The organism is Streptococcus sanguinis (assembly GCF_019928825.1).
Taxonomy (GTDB): domain Bacteria; phylum Bacillota; class Bacilli; order Lactobacillales; family Streptococcaceae; genus Streptococcus; species Streptococcus sanguinis_L.
Window position 1 is genome coordinate 227,641 of record NZ_JAHZOP010000002.1, and the last position, 22,479, is coordinate 250,119.

Consider the following 22,479-nt stretch of genomic DNA (forward strand, 5'->3'; position numbering starts at 1 on the left):
GAGTGTTTTTTTGCATACCGTACTATTATACTACAAATTCGGGTTTTTGGGGCAAAAGTTTGCAGAAAAATTTGTTATAATGGAGAAGGTTTATAAGTGAAACGAGGTCAAAATGCAAGATAAAATTGTGATTCACGGAGCGCGAGCTCATAATTTAAAAAATATTGATGTAGAAATTCCGCGGGACAAGCTAGTCGTGGTGACGGGGCTGTCCGGTTCGGGCAAGTCCAGTCTGGCTTTTGATACCCTATATGCTGAGGGGCAGCGCCGCTATGTGGAGAGTCTGTCGGCCTATGCTCGGCAGTTTTTGGGCAATATGGAAAAGCCGGATGTGGACTCGATTGATGGTCTCAGCCCGGCTATTTCCATCGACCAGAAGACGACTAGTAAAAATCCGCGCTCAACAGTAGGAACTGCCACTGAAATCAATGACTACCTGCGCCTGCTCTATGCTCGTGTTGGAACGCCATACTGTATCAACGGTCATGGAGCTATTAAGGCTTCGTCTGTCGAGCAGATTGTTGACAAGGTCTTGGAATTGCCAGAGCGTCAGCGGCTGCAGATATTAGCGCCGGTCATCCGCAAGAAAAAGGGTCAGCATAAGACCGTTTTTGATAAGATTCAGAAGGACGGTTATGTCCGTGTGCGGGTGGATGGCGATATTTACGATGTGACGGAAGTGCCAGAGCTTTCTAAGAGCAAGCAGCATGATATTGAGGTCGTAGTAGATAGAATTGTCATCAAGGAAGGGGTGCGTAGTCGTCTCTTTGACTCGGTCGAAGCTGCTCTGCGGATTGCTGAGGGCTATGTGGTGATTGACACTATGGATGGTCAAGAGTTGCTCTTTTCTGAACACTATGCCTGCCCTGTTTGTGGCTTTACAGTGCCAGAGCTAGAGCCACGTCTCTTCTCTTTCAATGCGCCTTTTGGCTCCTGTCCGGACTGTGATGGTCTGGGGGTTAAGCTGGAGGTGGATCTAGATGTGGTTGTGCCAGAAGCTGGCAAGACCTTGCGCGAAGGAGCGCTAGCGCCTTGGAATCCCATCTCCTCCAACTACTATCCGCAGATGCTGGAGCAGGCCATGGCAGCTTTTGGTATTGATATGGACAAGCCTTTTGAGGAACTGACTGAGGAAGAAAAACAGCTGATTTTCTTTGGTTCAGATGGGCGGGAGTTCCATTTCCACTATGAAAATGAATTTGGCGGCGTGCGCGATATTGACATTCCTTTTGAGGGGGTTGTCACTAATATCAACCGCCGCTACCATGAGACCAATAGTGATTTTACTCGGACACAGATGCGGGCTTATATGAATGAGCTGACCTGTGCAGCTTGTCATGGTTATCGACTCAGTCCTCAGGCCTTGTCTGTCAAGGTTGGCGGCGAAGACGGCTTGCATATCGGTGAGATTTCAGACTTGTCCATTGCAGATCATTTGCTTCATTTGGACAAGCTTAGCTTGACTGACAATGAAGCTACTATCGCACGCCCTATTCTTAAAGAAATTCATGACCGCCTGACTTTCCTCAATAACGTTGGTCTCAATTACCTAACTTTGTCTCGCTCGGCTGGGACTCTATCGGGAGGTGAGAGTCAGCGGATTCGTTTGGCGACCCAGATTGGTTCTAACTTGAGTGGCGTCCTCTATATCCTGGATGAGCCCTCTATTGGTTTGCACCAACGTGATAATGACCGCCTGATTGCCAGCCTCAAGAAGATGCGCGACCTGGGCAATACCCTCATCGTGGTTGAGCACGATGAGGACACCATGCGGGAGGCTGACTGGCTGATTGATGTGGGACCAGGAGCCGGTGTTTTCGGTGGTGAAATCGTCGCAGCTGGCACTCCTCCACAAGTAGCCAAGAGCAAGAAATCCATCACAGGCCAATACCTGTCAGGTAAGCGCGAGATCCCAGTACCATTGGACCGCCGTGTAGGCAATGGACGCTTTATCGAAGTGACTGGTGCTCAGGAAAATAATCTGCAGAATATCACGGCCAGATTCCCCTTGGGAAAATTCATCGCTGTGACGGGAGTTTCTGGGTCTGGTAAGTCAACGCTTGTCAACTCTATCCTTAAAAAGGCCATCGCACAAAAACTCAACCGCAATTCTGCCAAGCCAGGTAAGTTCAAGAAAATCAGCGGCATTGAGCATGTGGATCGACTGATTGATATTGACCAAAGTCCGATTGGTCGGACACCGCGCTCTAATCCCGCTACCTATACTGGAGTCTTTGACGATATTCGCGATCTTTTTGCCAAGACCAACGAAGCCAAGATTCGCGGCTACAAGAAAGGCCGTTTCAGCTTTAACGTCAAGGGCGGTCGCTGTGAGGCCTGCTCTGGTGATGGAATTATCAAGATTGAGATGCACTTCCTGCCTGACGTCTATGTGGCCTGCGAGGTCTGCCACGGCACCCGCTATAATAGCGAGACTTTAGAAGTCCACTACAAGGAGAAGAATATCGCTCAGGTTCTGGACATGACGGTTAATGATGCGGTAGAATTCTTCCAGCATATTCCCAAGATTGCCCGCAAACTCCAGACTATCAAGGACGTGGGGCTAGGCTATGTGACTCTGGGACAGCCAGCCACGACCTTGTCAGGTGGTGAAGCCCAGCGGATGAAGCTGGCCAGCGAACTTCACAAGCGCTCGACTGGTAAGTCCTTCTATATCTTGGATGAGCCGACCACGGGTCTGCATTCTGAAGACATTGCCAAGCTCCTTCAAGTGCTATCACGCTTTGTGGACGATGGCAATACAGTACTCGTTATCGAGCACAATCTGGATGTTATCAAGACAGCTGACCATATCATCGACTTAGGACCAGAAGGCGGTGTCGGTGGCGGTACGATTATTGCGACGGGTACACCGGAAGAAGTCGCTGCTAATCCAGCCAGCTATACCGGCCAGTACTTGAAAGGCAAGCTGCATGTAAAATAGTACATCAAATCCCTGTTTGATATTAAAAACAGGGATTTTTCGTGTCAGAGAATGCTCGTTGGATTCTAAGACCTAGATAAGATTTGTCAAAAAATGTCCTATTTGACTGGTTTTTTGATATAATAAGCTTAGTTATTTCATGGAGGTGGCTCATGTTATCAAGAGTTGAAAAGTTTGAAGCAGCATTGGCTCAGACAGAATGCGACGCTGTTTTAGTAACCAATCTGAAAAATATTTACTATCTGACTGGTTTCAGCGGGACAGAAGCGACAGTTTTTATCAGTAAGACTCGTCGAATTTTCCTGACAGATGCGCGCTATACGCTGATTGCCAAGGGAGTTGTCCAAGGTTTTGATATTGTCGAAACCCGCGACGCGATTAGAGAGATTGTCAAGATTATTGCAGACGACAAGCTGCAAAAAATTGGTTTTGACGATGAAATTTCCTATGCCTACTTCAAAATGCTGGAAAGTGTCTTCTCGGCCTACGAACTGGTTCCCATGACAGCCTTTATTGAAAATCTGCGCATGATTAAAGATGAGCACGAAATCGCGACTATTCGCAAGGCCTGTCAGATTTCGGATCAAGCTTTCCTAGATGTGCTGGATTTTATCAAGCCTGGTGAGACGACAGAGCTGGCTGTTATGAACTTTTTAGATGCCCGTATGCGCCAGTTAGGTGCTTCAGGTGCCTCTTTTGACTTCATCATCGCTTCAGGCTACCGCTCTGCAATGCCGCATGGTGTGGCTAGTGACAAGGTCATTCAAAAAGGTGAAACCCTGACCATGGATTTTGGCTGCTACTACAATCACTATGTCAGCGATATGACGCGGACTGTTCATGTGGGGCAGGTGACAGATGAGGAGCGGGAGATTTATGATATTGTCCTGCGCAGCAATCAAGTCCTGATAGAAGCAGCCAAGGCTGGTCTTAGCCGGATTGATTTTGACCGGATTCCGCGCCAGATTATTAACGATGCTGGCTACGGTCCTTACTTTAGCCATGGGATTGGCCACGGTATCGGCCTGGACATCCATGAGATTCCTTACTTTGGCAAGTCAAAAGAGCCGATTGAGGCGGGCATGGTCTTGACTGATGAGCCGGGTATTTATCTGGACGGCAAATACGGCGTTCGCATCGAAGACGATCTCCTCATCACAGAAACAGGCTGCGAAGTCCTAACTCTTGCGCCGAAAGAATTGATTGTTATTTGAGAATTATCAGGCTTTATGATAGAATAAGTAGAAATATAATTTTAAAAAGAGGTAATATAGAATGATTGAAGCAAGTAAGCTGAAAGCTGGGATGACCTTCGAAACAGCTGATGGGAAACTCATCCGCGTTTTGGAAGCGAGCCACCACAAGCCAGGTAAGGGAAATACGATTATGCGTATGAAGCTGCGCGATGTTCGTACTGGATCTACCTTTGATACCAGCTACCGTCCAGAAGAAAAATTTGAACAAGCCATTATTGAAACTGTTCCAGCTCAATACTTGTACCAAATGGATGACACTGCTTATTTCATGAATACTGAGACTTATGATCAATATGAAATTCCAGTAGTCAATGTAGAAGAAGAATTGAAATTCATCCTTGAAAACTCTGATGTGAAAATCCAGTTCTACGGAACAGAAGTGATTGGTGTGACTGTGCCAACAACAGTTGAATTGGTCGTAACAGATACTCAGCCATCTATCAAGGGAGCTACTGTTACCGGATCTGGTAAGCCAGCGACACTAGAGACAGGTCTTGTTGTTAACGTACCAGACTTCATCGAAGTTGGACAAAAATTAATCATCAACACTGCAGAAGGAACTTACGTTTCTCGTGCATAATATAGAAGAGGTAATAACTATGGCAGCTGAACAATTAGGTGAAATCGTCATTGCGCCACGTGTTTTGGAAAAAATCATTGCCATTGCAACGGCAAAGGTAGAAGGTGTTTATTCCTTCGCAAATAAGAGTATGTCAGACAGTCTTTCTATGCGTTCACTCGGTCGTGGAGTATCGCTCCATACAGATGAGACAGGTGATGTGACTGTAGACATCTACCTGTATTTGGAATATGGTGTCAGCGTTCCGACTGTTGCAGTAGCAATCCAGAAGGCAGTAAAAAGCGCTGTTTTTGATATGGCTGAGGTAGAACTGTCTGCTGTCAATATCCATGTGGCAGGCATTGTTCCAGAAAAGGCACCGAAGCCAGACTTGAAAGATCTATTTGATGAGGACTTCCTCAATGACTGATATACTGTTGGAATCCAGAAGAGGTCTGCGCCAGCGGGCTTTTCAGGCCCTGATGAGCCTAGAGTATGAAGGGGATCTTGTAGAAGCTTGTCGCTTTGCCTATTCTTATGATAAGGACGAAGAGGCAGACAAAGTGGCGGAAGCTGATATTCCAGCCTTCTTGCTCAATCTGGTCTCCGGTGTGGTCCAGTCCAAGGACGACTTGGACAAGAAAATTGCCCAGCACCTCAAAAAGGGCTGGACAGTGGATCGTCTGACGCTAGTCGAAAAAAATATCCTGCGCCTGGGTATTTTTGAGATTACAGAGTTTGATACCCCACAGCTGGTAGCAGTCAACGAAGCCATTGAGCTTTCCAAGCAATTCTCTGACGAAAAGTCCAGTAAGTTCATTAATGGGATTTTGAGTCAATTTATCGTTGAATAAAATGAAGGTCGAGATAAGTGTCTTGGCCTTTTTGTTTGCCTATTGTTGTTTGAATCGCAAATAGCTTATCGAATTATTAAAATCCGCTCAGAGAACATGAAATATCCGAGTGAGAAAAACTCTTATTGAAAGCCTTTACAACTTGAAAAAGAATCGGTATAATAAATACAGAAAACGTTTGCATAGATGTTCTCTATAAGAAAAAATAAAGGAGTTTTCTGTTTATGAAAAATAACGATTACCTACAGTCTCGGATGGGCGAAAAGCGTCATTATTTTGGCATCCGTCGCTTAAAAGTAGGAGTAGCCTCTGTTGTCATTGCCTCAGGTTTCCTACTGGGAAATGCCCAATTAGTCCAAGCGGACGAGGCGAGCACAACTACCAGCCCTGCAACAGAAGCAGTCTCTGACGCAAATGCGGCAGACATACCTAAGTCAGCAGATGAAGAAAAAACAGGAGAGGCAGATAGTTCAGGAGCGGGGGCTTCAGAGCAGGCAGCTCCAACTGGTGTGCTAGCAGATCAAGCTCCAGCTAGTGCAGGTTCAGTAGCAGGTCAAGAAACTGCGAATCCAAGTGAAAAAGACAAGCATGAAGTAGTTAGTCAGCCGCAAGCTTCCGCGAAAGATGCTATTGAAGAAGGCAATATTCGCTTTCATTTCAAAACCTTGCCGTCACAAAATCTAGAGAGCTTGGGCCTGTGGACTTGGGATGATGTTGAGACGCCTTCCAGCCAAAAGGGAGCTTGGCCGACTGGAGCGACTGGCTTTGCGACTGCCAAAGAAGATAACTACGGTTATTACCTTGATGTTAAAATGGCTGAGAAAAGAAGCAAAATCAGCCTTCTAATCAATAATACAGCAGGTCAGAATATTACGGGTGACAAGACAGTTGAACTGCTCAGTCCTCAGATGAATGAGGTTTGGTTTGACACAGACTATCAATCTCATACTTATGAGCCTTTGAAAAAAGGGATGGTTCGAATCAACTACTATCGTACAGATGGCCAGTATGATAAGAAGTCGCTCTGGCTCTGGGGAGATGTCCAAAATCCAAGCAAGAATTGGCCTGACGGAGTGGATTTTGAAAATACTGGGAAATACGGCCGCTATGTAGATGTTCCCCTGAAAGATGCTGCTAAGATGATTGGCTTTTTGCTTCTAGACGAAAGCAAATCAGGAGATGATGTGAAGATTCAAAATCAGGATTATAATTTCGCTAATTTGGAGAAAAACAGCCAGATTTTCTTGCGTGATGCGGATCCGACAGTTTATACCAACCCTTACTTTGTCAATGATATTCGTATGACGGGTGCCCAGCATGTAGGATTGGCCGAGATTGAAGCCAGCTTTTCTACCTTAGAAAATGCTAAAAAAGAGGACATTTTAAAGAACTTAAAGATTACAGACAAAGATGGCAATGAAGTTGCTGTTAAAGATGTGGTTCTGGATCCTAAGACTAAAAGCGCTAAATTCATAGGTGATTTTAACCAAGCTCAGTCACCTTATCTTATCAAATATGGCAATGATCAATTCAAAACTAGCATGAACTGGCAACTGAAGGATAGTATTTACAAGTATGATGGTGATTTGGGAGCGCGTGTTTCTCAAGCGGGCAAACAAGTAGATGTAACTTTCTGGTCACCAAGTGCGGACCAAGTCGATTTGGTAGTCTATGACAAAGAAGATCAGAACAAGGTCATTGGACGCCTGGCTATGCAAAAAGGCGAAGCTGGCACATGGACCAGTAGCTTGACACCTGAGAGCGGTCTAGGTATTTCAGACTATCGAGGGTTTTTCTATCATTATGAAATTACTCGCGGTGGCAAAAAGGTTCTTGTGCTGGATCCCTATGCCAAGTCTTTAGCTGCTTGGAACAGTGAAGATGCGGACAAGGGGGATGCCTACAAGATTGCCAAGGCAGCCTTTGTAGATCCAAGTGAATATGGACCGAAAGACCTGACCTATGCTACTATTCCGAACTTTAAGAAGCGGGAAGATGCCTTGATTTATGAGGCGCACGTTCGTGATTTTACTTCTGATCCAGCTATTTCAAAGGATTTGAAATCTCAATTTGGAACTTTCTCAGCTTTCATTGAGAAATTAGATTATTTGAAAGACTTGGGAGTGACCCACGTTCAGCTCTTGCCAGTTCTAAGTTATTACTTTGTAAATGAGCTGAAAAATGCTGAGCGCATGGACAAGTACTCTTCCAGCAACAGCAACTATAACTGGGGCTATGATCCGCAAAACTACTTCTCGCTGACAGGTATGTACTCCAGCGCGCCGAAAGATCCAGCCAAGCGCATTGAGGAATTCAAAAATCTTGTCAACGAAATTCATAAGCGCGGCATGGGCGTTATCCTGGATGTGGTCTATAATCATACGGCTAAGACCTCTATCTTTGAAGACTTGGAGCCCAATTACTACCACTTTATGGATGCGGATGGTACACCGAGATCAAGCTTTGGTGGCGGCCGCTTGGGCACTACTCACTATATGAGCAGACGGGTCTTGGTGGATTCGATCAAGTACCTGACAGACCAGTACAAGGTAGACGGTTTCCGCTTTGATATGATGGGAGATCATGATGCTGAGTCCATTCAAAAAGCCTATGAAGAAGCCAAGAAGCTCAACCCAAATCTCATTATGCTGGGTGAGGGCTGGAAGACTTATGCAGGTGATGAAAATAAAGCTGTCCAGCCTGCTGACCAATCTTGGATGAAGTCAACAGACACGGTAGCGGTCTTCTCAGATGATATTCGCAATACCTTGAAATCGGGTTATCCAAATGAGGGAACACCAGCCTTTATCACGAATGGCAAGCGCAACATAGAAAATGTCTTCAAAAACATCAAGGCGCAGCCAACCAATTTTGAGGCAGATAGTCCAGGGGACGTGATCCAATACATCGCTGCTCATGATAATCTGACACTCTTTGATATCATTGCCCAGTCGATCAAGAAAGATCCGGCACTAGCTGCCAATTATCAGGAGATTCATCGCCGCCTGCGTCTGGGAAATCTGATGATTCTGACTTCGCAAGGGACACCATTTATCCACTCTGGTCAAGAGTACGGCCGGACCAAGCAATTCCGCGATCCTGCCTATAAATATCCGGTATCCGAAGACAAGGTTCCTAATAAAGCGCATTTGTTGACCAATGAAGACGGCACGCCGTTTGACTATCCCTATTTCATTCATGATTCTTATGATTCGAGCGACGCGGTCAACCACTTTGACTGGACCAAAGCGACTGATTCGGAGAAGTTCCCTGAAAATGCTAAGAGTCGTGCCTATATGAAAGGCCTGATTGCCTTGCGGAAATCAACGGATGCCTTTACACGCAGCTCCAAAGATGAAGTGGAGCAAAATGTAACCCTTATCACCCAGCCTGGCAAAGATGGTGTTGAGAAAGAAGACCTGGTCCTTGGCTACCAAGTGGTTGCGTCAAATGGCGATATTTATGCAGTCTTTGTCAATGCAGACACCAAGGAACGACAATTCAACTTTGGTGAAGCTTACAAGCATCTAGCAGGTGCAGAGATTGTGGCAGATGGCAATACGGCAGGAGTGACAGCCATTTCTGATCCGGCAGGTGTCACCAGAAACAGCAATGGTTTAGCCCTGGCTCCGCTAACAGCGACTATTTTGCGACTTCGAAAAGCGAACCCAGCTCAGGAAGAAAAATCCCAAGATCCAACAGCTCAAGAAGAGCAGCTATCTGTCCCTTCTGTATCCAGTGCTCAGCCTCAGGCTTTATCCTTGGATGGGCAAAAACTTCAGGATTCAGCAGTAAAAGAAGCGACTAGCCAAACAGAAAAAGCTTTGCCAAAAACGGGAACAAGCGCTTCCCTACTGGCACTTTTAGGCGGCTTCCTTGCTTTCCTAGCTGGCTTACTAACCTTTAGAAAGAAGCAGTAATCATTTGATGAATGCCCTGTGAGAAATTTTTTAGACTATGGCTAAATAAAGACGACTTCCAATAATGGAGGTCGTCTTTGCTTGTTTATATCTGTGTTAAACACTCTTGCCTGGTAAGAGACTGACTGGCAGGAAATAGCCAGTCGTTTGGACTTCTTGGCCAGCTATTTTTTTGAGGAGCAGGTCCACAGAGAGGCAGGCAATATCTTTCAGTGGCTGCTTGATTGTTGCCAGCTGTGGGTAGTAGTTCTCCACAAAGTAAGTGCCATCGTAGCCGATGATTTTCAAATCTTCGGGAATCTGGATGTCTAGCTCCTGAGCGACTTTCATAATTAAGATGGCTGTCAAATCATCTGAAGCAAAAATAGCATCGGGCTTAGTTTGACTCAGGATTTGCTTGATTTCCATTTCCTTTCGGACTGGAGAAAAATCACTGGACACATTGATAATCGGTGCGTCCGGCAGGACGGAAGCAAATCCAGCATGGCGCAGGCCGGTCGGTGAGTTGGAATTGTCATTGCCAGTAATCATGATGATGTTTTGCGCTCCAGCCTTGACCAAGGTCTGAGCCGCCAGCACTCCGCCGCCATAGTTGTCTGAGGAGACAACTGGGATATCCGGCGAAAGATTGCGGTCAAAGGCAATGATTGGTGCGGTCACACGATTGTAGTCCTCGATGCCTAGATTGTGGCTGCCAGAAATGATGCCGTCCACCTGATTGGCTTCCAGCATCTCAAGGTATTCACGCTCCTTGTCAGAGTCATGTTCACTATTGCAGATAATGGTTTTATAGCCTTGTTTAAAGAGCTCATGCTCCAGCTTGTCAATCAATTCTGCATAAAAGACATTGCTGATATTAGGGAAAATGAGTCCAATTAACTTGGCTGATTTTCCTTGGAGACTGCGCGCCAGATTGTTAGGCTTGTAGGCCAATTCTCGCATGGCTGCCTCAACCTTGGAAATCGTTTTGTCAGACAAGTAGCCTTTTCTGTTGATGACGCGGGAAACAGTTGTGGGGCTGACTCCTGCTAGTTTTGCTACATCAGTTAGCTTTGCGACCATATTCTAATTCATAGTAAGTACCGGTTGGATTGCCCTTAGTAATGGCAATGCCTGTCTGGTCTTCTCTCGGGAAGACACGGCCGGAAAATACTTTTTCTCCTTTATTGATGAAAATTTCAAAAATTGATTTATCTATAAATATACTAGCATTTGTAGTTTCTTTGTCAATATTGCAGCTTCGGCTGGTTCCAAAGTCTAGAGCAAATGGCTCACCCGCTTGACTGCGGTCAACGGTCACTTGACCTACCTTGAGGTCGAAGTTGATGCGTAACCCCTTGCCATCCTTGTCTGCAAAGAGGACGATTTCATGCTCAGTGTCCGCAGCGAGATTCAGTTCTAGTTCATAGCTATTCTTACTGTCTGTCCTAGAGGTGAAAGGCTCTTCTTCTGCTCGCAAATTCTTGATAGCAGGCACTGGGTACTGGTAGAGCTTGCCGTCTTTCAGGGTTAATTCCTTGACGAGGGAGAAGGCCCCTTGATGGTCGAAGCGGTCAGATGGGTATTCCACATCAGGCAAGCCTAGCCAGCTGACAGTCAGTGCACGACCGTCAGGTGCGTTAAAGGCTTGGGTCGCGTAGCACTCAAAGCCGTAGTCCAGATTTTGGATAGGGCTAGGATCAATCATAGCAGCTTTGCTTGTGTCAAACGATTGACCTATTTTATACATGTTTGGATAAATGTTGCCATAATCCAGTAGGTCCTTAGACAAACCTTGAGGGCAATAGAGCAGGACTGGTTGGTCGTTGATAAAGACTAGATTAGGGCACTCCATCATATAGGCTGTCTTGTCATTTCCAAAGTCTAAATCGCCGACGGCTTCCCAGTTGGTATAGTCATTATCAAGAGCCTTGTACAGCTTGACATAGCCTTGTTTGTCTAGATTTTGCCCACCAACAATGGCATAGAATTGCCCTTTGTAGTTGAAAATTTGTGGATCGCGGAAGTGGTCGGTCGCTTCAGCAGGCTGCTCAATCAAGACCTTGTCAATTTTTTCCAGCTTACCTGATTTATCTAACAAGGCACCGATTTGATAGGGGTGACGCACCCAGTTCTCATCACGTACATTGCCAGTATAGAAGAGAAAGAGCTTGTCGTCAAACTGCATGGCAGAGCCCGAGTAGGCGCCGTGGCTGTCCAGAGGAGTATCTGGCAGCACCCGAAGACCAGTTTCCGTGAAGTGAACTAGGTCATCGCTTTCCAACTGTATCCAGCACTTGAGACCGTGAGCTGCTCCGAAAGGAAAGTTTTGGTAGAAAACCACCCACTTGCCGTCAAAATAAGAAAAGCCATTGGGGTCATTGAGCAGACCTGTCTGAGGCTCCACATGGTAGTTAGCCCGCCAAGGAGATTTAGCGATGTTTTCTTTGATCTGCTGTAGCTCTTCCTGAGTCCAGTCTTCATAGCGTTTGTAGCGTTTTTCAGTCGTCCAAGCCAATCTTTTGTCCTCCGAATCATATTATTTCTTATTACTATAGTAAACGTTTTCTGCCGAAAAATCAACATTTAAAAGCAAAAAAATATTTTTTCTGCAAAACGCTTGACATATTTTTGAATCATGGTAAAATAATATTCGTAAAGGTGATAAAATCGCTTTCAAAAGTTAAAAATATTTATAAGGAGATTTTTGCAAATGAATAATACTGAAATTGCAAAAAAAGTCATCGAAGCCCTTGGCGGACGTGAGAATGTCAACAGTGTGGCTCACTGTGCGACTCGCTTGCGCGTCATGGTAAAAGATGAAGGTAAAATCGACAAAAATACTGTCGAAAATCTGGAAAAAGTTCAGGGTGCCTTCTTTAACTCAGGCCAGTACCAGATTATCTTTGGTACCGGTACGGTTAATAAAATCTATGACGAAGTTGTAGCCTTAGGATTGCCAACTTCATCAAAAGATGACATGAAAGCAGAAGCTGCCAAGCAAGGAAATTGGTTCCAACGTGCTATCCGTACGTTTGGTGACGTATTTGTACCAATTCTTCCGGCTATTGTTGCGACAGGACTTTTCATGGGAGTTCGTGGAGCAATTGCTCAGGATCAAGTTTTATCTTTATTTGGTACCACAGCAGATGCATTTAAAGCAACTGATTTCTACACCTATACAGTAGTATTAACTGATACAGCATTCGCTTTCTTCCCAGCTTTGATTTGCTGGTCAGCTTTTAGAGTCTTTGGCGGGAACCCAATCATTGGTTTGGTTCTTGGTCTAATGATGGTTAACTCAGCACTTCCAAATGCTTGGGATGTAGCTGGTCAGGCAACTAAATTTGCTGTTGATCCTTCTAAGGATATTTTAGACAAAATTGCTAATATGGATGTTCTTGGAAGTTTGAAATTCACTAGCGAAGTTACAGCAACAAAAGTCCATCCGATTTATTTCTTTGGTTTTATTCCAGTAGTTGGCTACCAAAACTCTGTGCTTCCAGCCTTCTTTGTAGGTTTGTTTGGTGCTAAATTTGAAAAATGGTTGCACAAGAAAATTCCAGACGTTTTGGATCTTCTTCTTGTTCCATTCCTTACATTCCTTGTAATGTCTATTTTAGGACTTTTTGTTATTGGTCCTGTCTTCCACATTGTTGAGACATATGTTTTGAATGGTACAGAGTTCCTTCTTAGCCTTCCGTTTGGTCTTGCTGGTTTGATTATCGGTGCAGTTCATCAACTGATTGTCGTAACTGGTGTTCATCACATCTTCAACTTACTAGAATCTCAGTTGGTATCTCAAACCGGGAAAGATCCATTTAATGCGATTATCACTGCTGCTATGACAGCTCAGGCTGGTGCGACTTTGGCTGTAGCTGTGAAGACAAAATCTAAAAAACTCAAGGCTCTTGCATTTCCTGCGGCACTATCTGCGGGATTGGGAATTACTGAACCAGCTATCTTCGGGGTTAACTTGCGTTTTGTTAAACCGTTTGTAATTGGACTGGGTGCTGGTGCTGTTGGTGGTTGGTTAGCTTCTATTATGGGGCTTGCAGGTACAAGTTTCGGTATCACAATTATTCCAGGTACACTCCTTTACCTGAATGGTCAATTGTTGCAATATATCTTTATGGTTGTTTTAACAACTGGTTTGAGTTTTGTACTGACTTATATGTTCGGTTATAAAGATGAAGACACTGTTGAAGAAAAAGCTGTAACTGAAAAACTAGTCGAAGAAGAAACAACTGGTAATGTGCCAGCTGCCCTCCAAGACGAAACAATTATTTCTCCAATCGTTGGTCAGGTAGTGGCTTTGAGCGATGTGAATGATCCTGTTTTCTCTAGCGGAGCGATGGGAAGAGGAATTGCCATAAAACCTAGTGAGGGTGTGGTTTATGCACCGGCTGATGCTGAAGTGACGATTGCTTTTGCAACAGGTCACGCTTATGGTTTGAAGACAGCTAATGGTGCTGAAATTCTGATTCACGTCGGAATTGATACAGTATCTATGGGCGGCGAAGGTTTTGACCAAAAGGTTGCTCAAGGCGACAAGGTCAAAGCAGGCGATGTTCTGGGAACATTTGAAGCTGAGAAAATTGCGGCCGCTGGTCTGGATGATACGACTATGGTCATCGTTACCAACACAGCTGACTACGCTTCTGTGACTCCAGTAGCAGAAGGAGCTCTTGCTAAGGGCGACGCAGTTATCGAAGTGAAAGCCTAATGGAATTTAGAAAACGAACAAAAGTTGATTTGTTCGTTTTTTATGTCATAAGTACAGTCTTGTTGAAAAAGATTTAAAAAGACTACTTTTGGCAAGAAGTCTGCAAGAGATATGCTATAATGAATAGAGTAGAAATCAAATTTTAAAAGAGGATTTATAATGACAAAATTGTATGGAAGTTTGGAAGCTGGTGGCACTAAGTTTGTCTGTGCTGTAGGCGATGAACGGTTTGAAGTTGTTGAAAAGACACAGTTTCCAACGACCACGCCTATTGAAACGCTAGACAAGACGATTGAGTTTTTTTCTCATTTTGACAATCTAGCTGGTCTGGCTGTTGGATCTTTTGGGCCAATTGATATTGACCCTAACTCAAAGACTTACGGCTTTATCACGACGACGCCTAAGCCGCATTGGGCTAATGTGGATATTGTCGGAGCTCTGCGCCGGGCCCTCAATGTGCCCATTTACTTCACGACGGATGTCAATAGCTCAGCTTACGGTGAAGTAGTAGCCCGCAACAATGCTGGAGGCCGCATTGAAAATCTGGTCTATTATACGATTGGGACAGGAATCGGTGCCGGTGCTATCCAGCGGGGCGAATTTGTAGGGGGGACAGGTCACCCAGAGATGGGACACTATTATGTAGCTAAACACCCTATGGATGTGGAAAAAGAGTTCAATGGCGTTTGTCCTTTCCACAATGGCTGTTTGGAAGGATTGGCGGCTGGGCCAAGCTTAGAGGCAAGGACTGGAGTTCGTGGGGAAAATATTAAACTCAATAGTTCCGTCTGGGATATTCAAGCTTACTATATCGCTCAGGCGGCTATTCAGGCGACAGTGACTTTCCGTCCGGATGTCATCGTCTTTGGTGGCGGGGTTATGGCTCAGCAGCACATGCTGGATCGGGTTCGTGAGAAATTCACAGTTCTGCTGAACGGCTATTTGCCGGTTCCTGATGTTCGTGACTATATCGTGACACCGGCTGTGGCTGGAAATGGCTCCGCAACGCTGGGGAACTTTGTACTGGCTAAAGAAGTTAGCGAGCGCCACGCAAAATAAGCCTATAGGGTCTGATTTATCAGGCCCTTCTCTATGAGGAAAAGCAATGGAAAAAGCAATTGTCAAAGATATTTTCTTCCTGCAGCAACCATCAGAGCAGGCTAGTAGAGAAGACCTTTATCTGGCTCAAGACTTGCAAGATACTCTGCAGGCAAATCAAGAAAACTGTCTGGGACTCGCAGCCAATATGATTGGGGTGCCTAAGCGGGTCATTATCTTTCTGTATGGCATGGTACCGGTAGTCATGTTTAATCCGGTGCTGCGCTCTAAATCAGAGCCTTATCAGACAGAAGAGGGCTGCCTGTCTTTGACTGGAAGCCGTCCTACCCAACGTTATCAGGAAATTACAATCGATTATCTGGATAAAAATTGGCAGCAGCAGACCATGACCTTGAAAGGGCTACCTGCCCAAATCTGCCAGCACGAATTGGACCATTTGGAAGGAATCTTGATTTAAGGAAGTCATTCAGCCTGAGAAGGGCTGAATTTTTTAATCGAAAAAATGGTTCTCATAGAAACTTTTTTCTTGACATCTTTCTTCCATGTGTTAAAATAGTTCTCATGAAAACTAATTGGTTCTCACGAGAACCAATCTAGGAAGGAAGTTTTGATGGAAAAGCCTTTATTAGAAATGAAGCGTTTTGGACGAAAGATTCATCTCATAGTGGAAAAGCTTGCCAAGGAGCAAGGGATTGAGTCCATGGCTGGGCCGCAGGGGCAGGTCTTGCATATTGTCGCCTGTCGTACGGAAGAGGGGAAGGATACCCTTATTAAGGATATTGAGCAGGAGTTGGATATTTCCAAATCGGTGGCCTCTAACTTAATGAAAAGGATGGAGAAAAATGGCTTTATCCAGCTGGAAATCAGCAAGACAGACAAACGGGCCAAATATATCCGTCTCACTCCGCAGTCGCAGGAAAGAATGAAAAAAATCCGTGACTTTTTTGATGAAATGGATCGTTCTATTTTGAATGGTGTTTCTGAGCAGGAACTACTGATTTTTTCTCAAGTCATGGCCAAGTTTTATCAGAATATCGAAAGTTTAGAAAATGGAGGCAAAGATGTTTAAGTTATTTAAACGGCTGACGGCAAGGGAAGTGAGCATGATTGTTCTCAGTGTGCTCTTTACCTTCCTAACGGTATATTTGGAATTAGAAGTTCCAACCTATATTTCGACGATTACAGAGCTATTGCAAACACCGGGGACAGGCTTGGCGGATCTGTGGGAGCCAGGTTTGAAAATGATTGGCCTATCTTTTGCTAGCTTGCTGTCAGCTATTGTGGTTGGCTTTTTTGCCGCTCGTATAGCAGCCAGCTTTACCCAAAGCTTGCGGAGCGATATTTTCAACCGTGTGCTAGACTATTCACAGACGGAGATTAAGAAATTTTCAATCCCTAGTCTGCTGACTCGGACGACGAATGACATTACCCAGGTACAGACCTTAATTACCATGGGGCTTCAGGTAGTGACCAGGGGACCGATTATGGCGATTTGGGCCATGACCAAGATTATTGGCAAGTCCGAGAACTGGCTAACTGCAGTTCTTATTGCTGTTATAGTCAATATCCTGCTGACAGTAGTTTTGGTGACATTGGCCTTTCCCAAGCAGTCAGTGGCGCAGCGCTTGGTCGATAAGCTAAACAGCGTCACTAGAGAGAGTCTGACTGGGATTCGCGTGGTCCGGGCTTACAATGCTGAGGACTATCAGGATGAGAAGTTTGCGGCGGCCAATGATGAAGTAACCCGACTCAATCTTTTCATCGGTCGTCTGATGGCTATGATGAATCCAGTTATGATGGGGATTTCCAGCGGCTTGACACTGGCGATTTACTGGATTGGTGCTTATTTGATCCAGGAGGCTGGGCTGCAGGAGCGTCTCCCGCTCTTCAGTGATATGGTCGTCTTTATGTCCTATGCTATGCAGATTGTGATTGGATTCTTGCTCATGGGTGCCCTCTTCATCGTCCTGCCTCGGACCATTGTATCCGCTGGCCGGATTAATGAAGTTCTGGACCTGCATTCTTCTATCACCAGTCCGGAACAGCCTAAGGCAGCAGCGGATAGCAAGGGAGAGGTGGTCTTTCGAGACGTGTCCTTCCGCTATTCCAAGAATTCAGAAGCGGTCATTGAGCATGTCAGCTTTACAGCGCAGGCTGGTGATACCGTGGCCTTTATCGGTTCAACTGGTTCAGGGAAATCCACGCTAGTCAATCTCATTCCTCGTTTCTACGATGTAACTGAAGGAGAGATTCTGGTAGATGGTGTCAATGTTCAGGATTACCAGCTGGAAGACCTGCATAATAAGGTCGGCTACATCCCGCAAAAGGCGGTGCTTTTCTCTGGCGATATCGAGAGCAATCTGGACTTGGGTCAAAGCAAAGAAAGCCCGCTGGATGAGCAGAAAATGTGGGAGGCTCTTGACCTAGCACAGGCTAAGCCCTTTGTCCAAGAGAAGGAAAAGGGGCTGAAAGCTGAAGTGGCTCAAAGCGGAACCAACTTCTCTGGTGGCCAGCGTCAGCGTTTGGCCATTGCCAGAGCTTTGGCTCGTAAGCCAGAAATCCTCATCTTTGACGACTCCTTCTCAGCGCTGGACTATAAGACAGACCGCATTTTGCGCAAGGGACTGGCTGAGCGGACGCGGGATATGACCAAGCTGATTGTGGCGCAGCGGATTTCTACTATCATGGATGCGGATCAAATCTTGGTCTTGGATGCTGGTAAGGTGGTTGGTCAAGGTACTCACAGAGAGCTTTTGGCCAGCAACGAAGTCTATCAAGAAATTGCCTACTCACAATTATCCAAGGAGGAATTAGAAAATGGAAAATAAGAAGCCTTCATTATTTAGCCAGATACGGCCTTATCTCAAAGGCTTCCAGCTTCCTCTTGCTTTGGCATTTGTGGGAGCTGTCTTGTCAAATATTATCACGGTCTATGGGCCAAATAAACTAAAAGAAATTACCAATCTCATCTCTGAAGGTTTGGCTACCAATATTGATTTAAAAGCTGTGTCTGAGATTGCCCTTCTGCTGACCGTGCTCTATGCAGTCGGAGCTCTGCTCAACTACGGGCAGTCCTTTATCATCAGTACGGTTATCCAGTATTTCTCCAAGCGGCTGCGGAAGGCCATTGCAGAGAAGATTAACAAGCTGCCGCTGGGCTATTTCGATGGTCATTCTCAGGGGGATACTCTGTCGCGCGTGACTAATGACGTAGATACGGTCGGCCAATCCCTCAACCAGAGTCTGGGGAATGTTATCTCTGCCAGCCTGCTCTTGGTGGCTGTGGTTTTGACCATGTTCTTCATGAACTGGATCTTGGCCTTGGTAACCATCTTGGCTACTGTAGTCGGCTTTGTCTTTGTCGGCTTCATCATGGGCAAGTCTCAGGGCTATTTCACCGCCCAGCAAAACGATCTGGCTGCAGTAAACGGTTATGTGGAGGAGATGTACTCCGGTCATAATGTTGTTACCAGCTATAATGCCATTGATCAGTCTAAGGAGCGCTTTGCAGTTCTCAATCATAATCTCTATAACAGTATTTGGAAGTCTCAATTTATTTCTAGCATGATGATGCCGCTCATGTTCTTTACGGGGAATTTTGCCTATGTGCTGGTTATTTTGGTCGGTGCTGCTCTGGCCATTAATGGCTCTATTAGCATCGGAATTATCGTCGCCTTTATGGTTTATGTGCGGACCTTCTCTCAGCCTTTGTCACAGATTGCCCAAGGTATCGCCGTCTTGCAGCAGGCTGGTGCTGCACTGGTTCGTGTCTTTGAATTTCTAGCTGAGCCTGATATGGAAGACGACCAGCATAAAGAGCAGCAGCTTACTGCTGTCAAGGGAAATGTTGCCTTTGAAGAAGTCTTCTTTGGCTACAAGCCGGACCAGACCATCATCCATGATTTCTCAGCCCAGGCCAAAGCCGGACAGAAGATTGCTATTGTCGGTCCGACGGGTGCCGGTAAGACGACTATCGTTAATCTCCTTATGAAGTTCTATGAAATTGACAAGGGACGTATCAGCATTGATGGTATAGATATTAAGGATATGAAACGCTCCGAGGTTCACGATGCCTTTTCAATGGTCTTGCAGGATACCTGGCTCTTTGAGGGAACTATCCGAGAGAACTTGATTTATAATCAGGAGCATGTGACGGATGAAGCAGTTGTTGCTGCAGCGAAGGCGGTCGGTGTTCATCACTTTATCATGACGCTGCCGCAAGCCTACAATACGGTGCTGGATGATACAGTCAACCTGTCGGTCGGTCAGAAGCAGCTGCTTACCATCGCTCGTGCTCTGCTGAAAGATGCGCCGCTCTTGATCTTGGATGAGGCCACTTCGTCAGTCGATACGCGGACGGAGGAGCTGATTCAAAAGGCGATGGACAAACTCATGGAAGGCCGGACTTCCTTTGTCATTGCCCACCGCCTGTCCACTATCCGAAATGCAGATCTTATCTTGGTCATGCGTGATGGAAATATCATCGAGCAGGGCAACCACGATGAACTCATGGATCAGAATGGCTTCTATGCGGACCTCTATAATAGTCAATTTGTAGAGGAAGATGCAGGTTGATGCTCAAATAAAACATCAGGAATGTTCCTTTTCCTGATGTTTTTTTAAATTTAACAGAATTTTAAAAAATGCTCAGTTTTCAGTAAGGACGCTCTAGAATCTTGACTTTTTTCAGAGGTGCTCTAGGAAAAACTTGACAGCTTTTCTTGTTTATATTAAAATAAATTTAATATACGAACTGAAAACGAACACAACGGCGTGTTTGGACGACATATATGTGAGCAACGGTGCTACAAAAAATAAAACTTCTTTATTTTTTGTAGTACTTTTTTTATCAGCAAATCTGGAGTAAAGTAATGAAGCAATTTATGCTGGCTGGTGTTTCCAGCGGTGTCGGAAAGACAACAGTTACCCTAGGGATTTTGAAAGCTCTGGCAGACAGAGGCTATCAGGTTCAGCCTTATAAGGTAGGACCTGATTATATTGATACGGCTTACCATAGTCGGATTACCAAGCGGCCGTCGCGGAATGTGGACAGCTTTATGATTCCTGATGATCAGAGTTTGGCTTGGTCCTACTATAAATGGCATGGAGACGCGGATGTGGCAGTGGTTGAAGGCGTCATGGGCCTCTTTGATGGTCTGGGTACGGACAAGGACTGTGCGTCCTCTGCTTCTGTTGCTAAGAAGTTGGGTATTCCAGTTGTTCTCATCATCGATGGGAAGGCGACATCCACCTCGGCAGCAGCTATGGTCCATGGCTTTGCGACTTTTGATCCGGATTTGGATATTGCTGGGGTCATTATCAATCGGGTGGCTTCACAGAACCACTATGAACTCATCAAGGGTGCCATAGAGCGGTATACGGATGTTGAAGTTCTGGGTTATCTGCCTAAGAATGCGACAGCAGAGCTGCCATCGCGTCATCTGGGTCTCATCCCTGACGTAGAAATGGATGATTTGGACCGTCGATTTGAGGAATTGGGAGCGGCAGCAGCCAAGCATATTAATCTAGACAGGCTGCTGGAAAAGGCAGAACTTCCCGATAAGCGGATGACCAATCCTTTTCATATCCATAATGATCAGTCCTTGACTTTGGCTTATGCTTTGGATGATGCTTTCCACTTTTACTACGAAGATAATCTAGACTTTTTAAGAGAGCTCAATGTCCAGCTAGTGCCTTTCAGCCCTCTGAAAGATAAGGAACTGCCAGCTGCAGATGCTTATTATTTTGGCGGTGGTTTTCCAGAAGTCTACGCTCAGGAGCTAATGGCAAATGCTGACTTTCGGGCTTCGGTTCAGAAAGCGCACGAGCAGGGCCGGCCAATCTACGCAGAATGCGGTGGCCTCATGTATCTGGGAGAGCTGCTGGAAGTAGAGGGTCAGGTCTATGAAATGGTTGGCATTTTCAAGGGCAAGAGCCTGATGACCCCTGGCTTGAAAAGCTTTGGTTATTGCCAAGCAGAAACGCAGGTAGACAGTCTTTTTGGTCCTAAAGGTACGGCAGTCAGAGGACATGAGTTTCACCATTCAATATTTGAGACGGAGGAAGATACGGTCCTCAAGCTAGAGAAGGTTAGAGACGGTCAGGTCGTAGCTGCCTGGACAGGCGGTTATCAAAAGGACCGGACCTTTGCTAGCTACCTGCATGTTCATTTTTATCAGGATGAGCAGCTGCTGGCCAACTGGCTGAATTATATCAAAGAGGCGAACTGATATGACACTCATTGCAATTTTTTTGGCCGTTTTACTGGACTGGCTGATTGGCGACCCCTATAGCTGGCCTCATCCAGTTAAGTGGATGGGTTCCTATATTTATCTATGTATGCGTTTGCAGGAGAAAAGGCAGTTTTCGCCCTATCTATTTGGCTTTTTCCTCTGGTTGACAACGGTTGGTTTGGCTCTGGTAGTGACCTACGGGCTGCTCTGGCTGGCTGGTCTGGTTCATCCCGTTCTTTATTGGATAGTCTGGATCTACTTGGCCTATGCTAGTCTGGCAGCTAAAAGTCTGGCCTTCGAGGCCCAGAAGGTTTACCAAACCCTCAAGTTTGGTAGTTTGGAAGAAGCTAGAAAGCAAGTTGGCATGATTGTCGGCCGTGAAACTTCCCAGCTGACACCAGAGGAAATCAGCAAGGCGACAATTGAGACGGTGGCTGAAAATACCAGTGACGGGGTTATCGGTCCACTGCTCTGCCTCTTTCTAGGTGGCCCCATCTTAGCCATGACATACAAGGCCATCAATACCTTGGACTCCATGGTGGGCTATAAGACGGAGAAATACCGCAAAATCGGCTTGATATCTGCCAAGATGGATGATCTGGCCAATCTGATTCCTGCGCGTTTGACTTGGCTTTTCTTGATTCTCAGCAGTCAGATTTTACTGCTAGATTTCAAGGGGGCTCTGCGGATTGGCTGGCGGGATCGCTATCAGCATGCCAGTCCCAATAGTGCTTTTTCGGAGGCAGTTGTGGCTGGGGCTTTGGGCATTCAGCTGGGCGGACCGCACGTCTATCACGGAGAGCTGATTGAGAAGCCGACCATTGGAGAGGCTTCCAGAGCGGTTGAGGCGGATGATATTCAGACAGCTATCTCTCTCCTTTATACAAGCACCATGACAGGTTTAATCTTGTTCACTCTTTTTTATTTAGTAAAGCAAGCATATTTCTAG

General features: G+C 45.7%; 16 protein-coding genes. 14 read left to right on the forward strand and 2 right to left on the reverse strand.

Annotation, left to right across the window (positions count from 1 at the left end):
- Nucleotides 1-112 precede the first annotated feature (112 nt).
- The 6 genes from uvrA (at nucleotide 113) to K1J09_RS04700 (ending at nucleotide 9,533) form a co-directional block, all read left to right on the forward strand.
- On the forward strand, nucleotides 113-2,944 hold the full coding sequence (gene uvrA, locus K1J09_RS04675; protein WP_223323099.1) for an excinuclease ABC subunit UvrA: 2,832 nt from the start codon (nucleotides 113-115) through the stop codon (nucleotides 2,942-2,944).
- A 152-nt stretch (nucleotides 2,945-3,096) separates the two neighbouring features.
- Entirely contained in the window at nucleotides 3,097-4,158 is a 1,062-nt protein-coding gene (locus K1J09_RS04680; RefSeq protein WP_061589418.1) for a M24 family metallopeptidase, read from the forward strand.
- A gap of 61 nt (nucleotides 4,159-4,219) precedes the next feature.
- Nucleotides 4,220-4,780, forward strand: a complete 561-nt coding sequence (gene efp / locus K1J09_RS04685; RefSeq protein ID WP_002896485.1) for an elongation factor P — start codon at nucleotides 4,220-4,222, stop codon at nucleotides 4,778-4,780.
- Between the two features lie 19 nt (nucleotides 4,781-4,799).
- Complete coding sequence (locus K1J09_RS04690; protein WP_002896484.1) at nucleotides 4,800-5,189, forward strand: Asp23/Gls24 family envelope stress response protein; 390 nt, start codon at nucleotides 4,800-4,802, stop codon at nucleotides 5,187-5,189.
- Nucleotides 5,182-5,613, forward strand: coding sequence for a transcription antitermination factor NusB (nusB, locus tag K1J09_RS04695; protein WP_002919615.1), 432 nt, complete (start codon nucleotides 5,182-5,184; stop codon nucleotides 5,611-5,613). The genes K1J09_RS04690 and nusB overlap by 8 nt, the downstream gene beginning before the upstream one ends.
- 224 nt (nucleotides 5,614-5,837) lie before the next feature.
- Nucleotides 5,838-9,533 carry a pullulanase gene (locus K1J09_RS04700; RefSeq protein WP_223323102.1) on the forward strand — a complete coding sequence of 1,232 codons (3,696 nt, stop codon included), beginning with the start codon at nucleotides 5,838-5,840 and terminating at the stop codon, nucleotides 9,531-9,533.
- A 96-nt stretch (nucleotides 9,534-9,629) separates the two neighbouring features.
- Here the strand turns inward: K1J09_RS04700 and K1J09_RS04705 are convergent, their stop codons facing one another.
- Entirely contained in the window at nucleotides 9,630-10,595 is a 966-nt protein-coding gene (locus tag K1J09_RS04705; protein ID WP_125331252.1) for a LacI family DNA-binding transcriptional regulator, read from the reverse strand.
- A complete protein-coding gene (locus K1J09_RS04710) occupies nucleotides 10,576-12,030 on the reverse strand; it encodes a sucrose-6-phosphate hydrolase (protein WP_125331251.1) in 1,455 nt (484 codons plus the stop codon). Before K1J09_RS04710 ends, K1J09_RS04705 begins: the two co-directional genes overlap by 20 nt.
- A 195-nt stretch (nucleotides 12,031-12,225) precedes the next feature.
- Here K1J09_RS04710 and K1J09_RS04715 point away from each other — a divergent pair, with 195 nt between their 5' ends.
- The 8 genes from K1J09_RS04715 (at nucleotide 12,226) to cbiB (ending at nucleotide 22,479) form a co-directional block, all read left to right on the forward strand.
- Nucleotides 12,226-14,238, forward strand: coding sequence for a sucrose-specific PTS transporter subunit IIBC (locus K1J09_RS04715; protein WP_125331250.1), 2,013 nt, complete (start codon nucleotides 12,226-12,228; stop codon nucleotides 14,236-14,238).
- Between the two features lie 159 nt (nucleotides 14,239-14,397).
- Nucleotides 14,398-15,297 (forward strand): fructokinase ScrK, encoded by a 900-nt coding sequence (gene scrK / locus K1J09_RS04720; protein ID WP_125331249.1) that lies wholly within the window; start codon nucleotides 14,398-14,400, stop codon nucleotides 15,295-15,297.
- Nucleotides 15,298-15,343: 46 nt separating this feature from the next.
- The gene (locus tag K1J09_RS04725; RefSeq protein WP_125331248.1) at nucleotides 15,344-15,754 is read left to right on the forward strand and encodes a peptide deformylase; all 411 of its coding nucleotides are present in this window, start codon (nucleotides 15,344-15,346) and stop codon (nucleotides 15,752-15,754) included.
- 153 nt (nucleotides 15,755-15,907) lie between these two features.
- Nucleotides 15,908-16,366: a MarR family winged helix-turn-helix transcriptional regulator gene (locus K1J09_RS04730; protein WP_125331247.1), complete on the forward strand. Its 459-nt coding sequence runs from the start codon at nucleotides 15,908-15,910 to the stop codon at nucleotides 16,364-16,366.
- Complete coding sequence (locus K1J09_RS04735) at nucleotides 16,359-18,125, forward strand: ABC transporter ATP-binding protein (RefSeq protein ID WP_125331246.1); 1,767 nt, start codon at nucleotides 16,359-16,361, stop codon at nucleotides 18,123-18,125. Before K1J09_RS04730 ends, K1J09_RS04735 begins: the two co-directional genes overlap by 8 nt.
- Nucleotides 18,115-19,872 (forward strand): ABC transporter ATP-binding protein, encoded by a 1,758-nt coding sequence (locus K1J09_RS04740; RefSeq protein ID WP_126435896.1) that lies wholly within the window; start codon nucleotides 18,115-18,117, stop codon nucleotides 19,870-19,872. Before K1J09_RS04735 ends, K1J09_RS04740 begins: the two co-directional genes overlap by 11 nt.
- Nucleotides 19,873-20,168: 296 nt before the next feature.
- Nucleotides 20,169-21,527: a cobyrinate a,c-diamide synthase gene (locus K1J09_RS04745; protein ID WP_223323103.1), complete on the forward strand. Its 1,359-nt coding sequence runs from the start codon at nucleotides 20,169-20,171 to the stop codon at nucleotides 21,525-21,527.
- A 1-nt stretch (nucleotide 21,528) separates the two neighbouring features.
- Nucleotides 21,529-22,479 (forward strand): adenosylcobinamide-phosphate synthase CbiB, encoded by a 951-nt coding sequence (cbiB, locus tag K1J09_RS04750; protein WP_223323104.1) that lies wholly within the window; start codon nucleotides 21,529-21,531, stop codon nucleotides 22,477-22,479.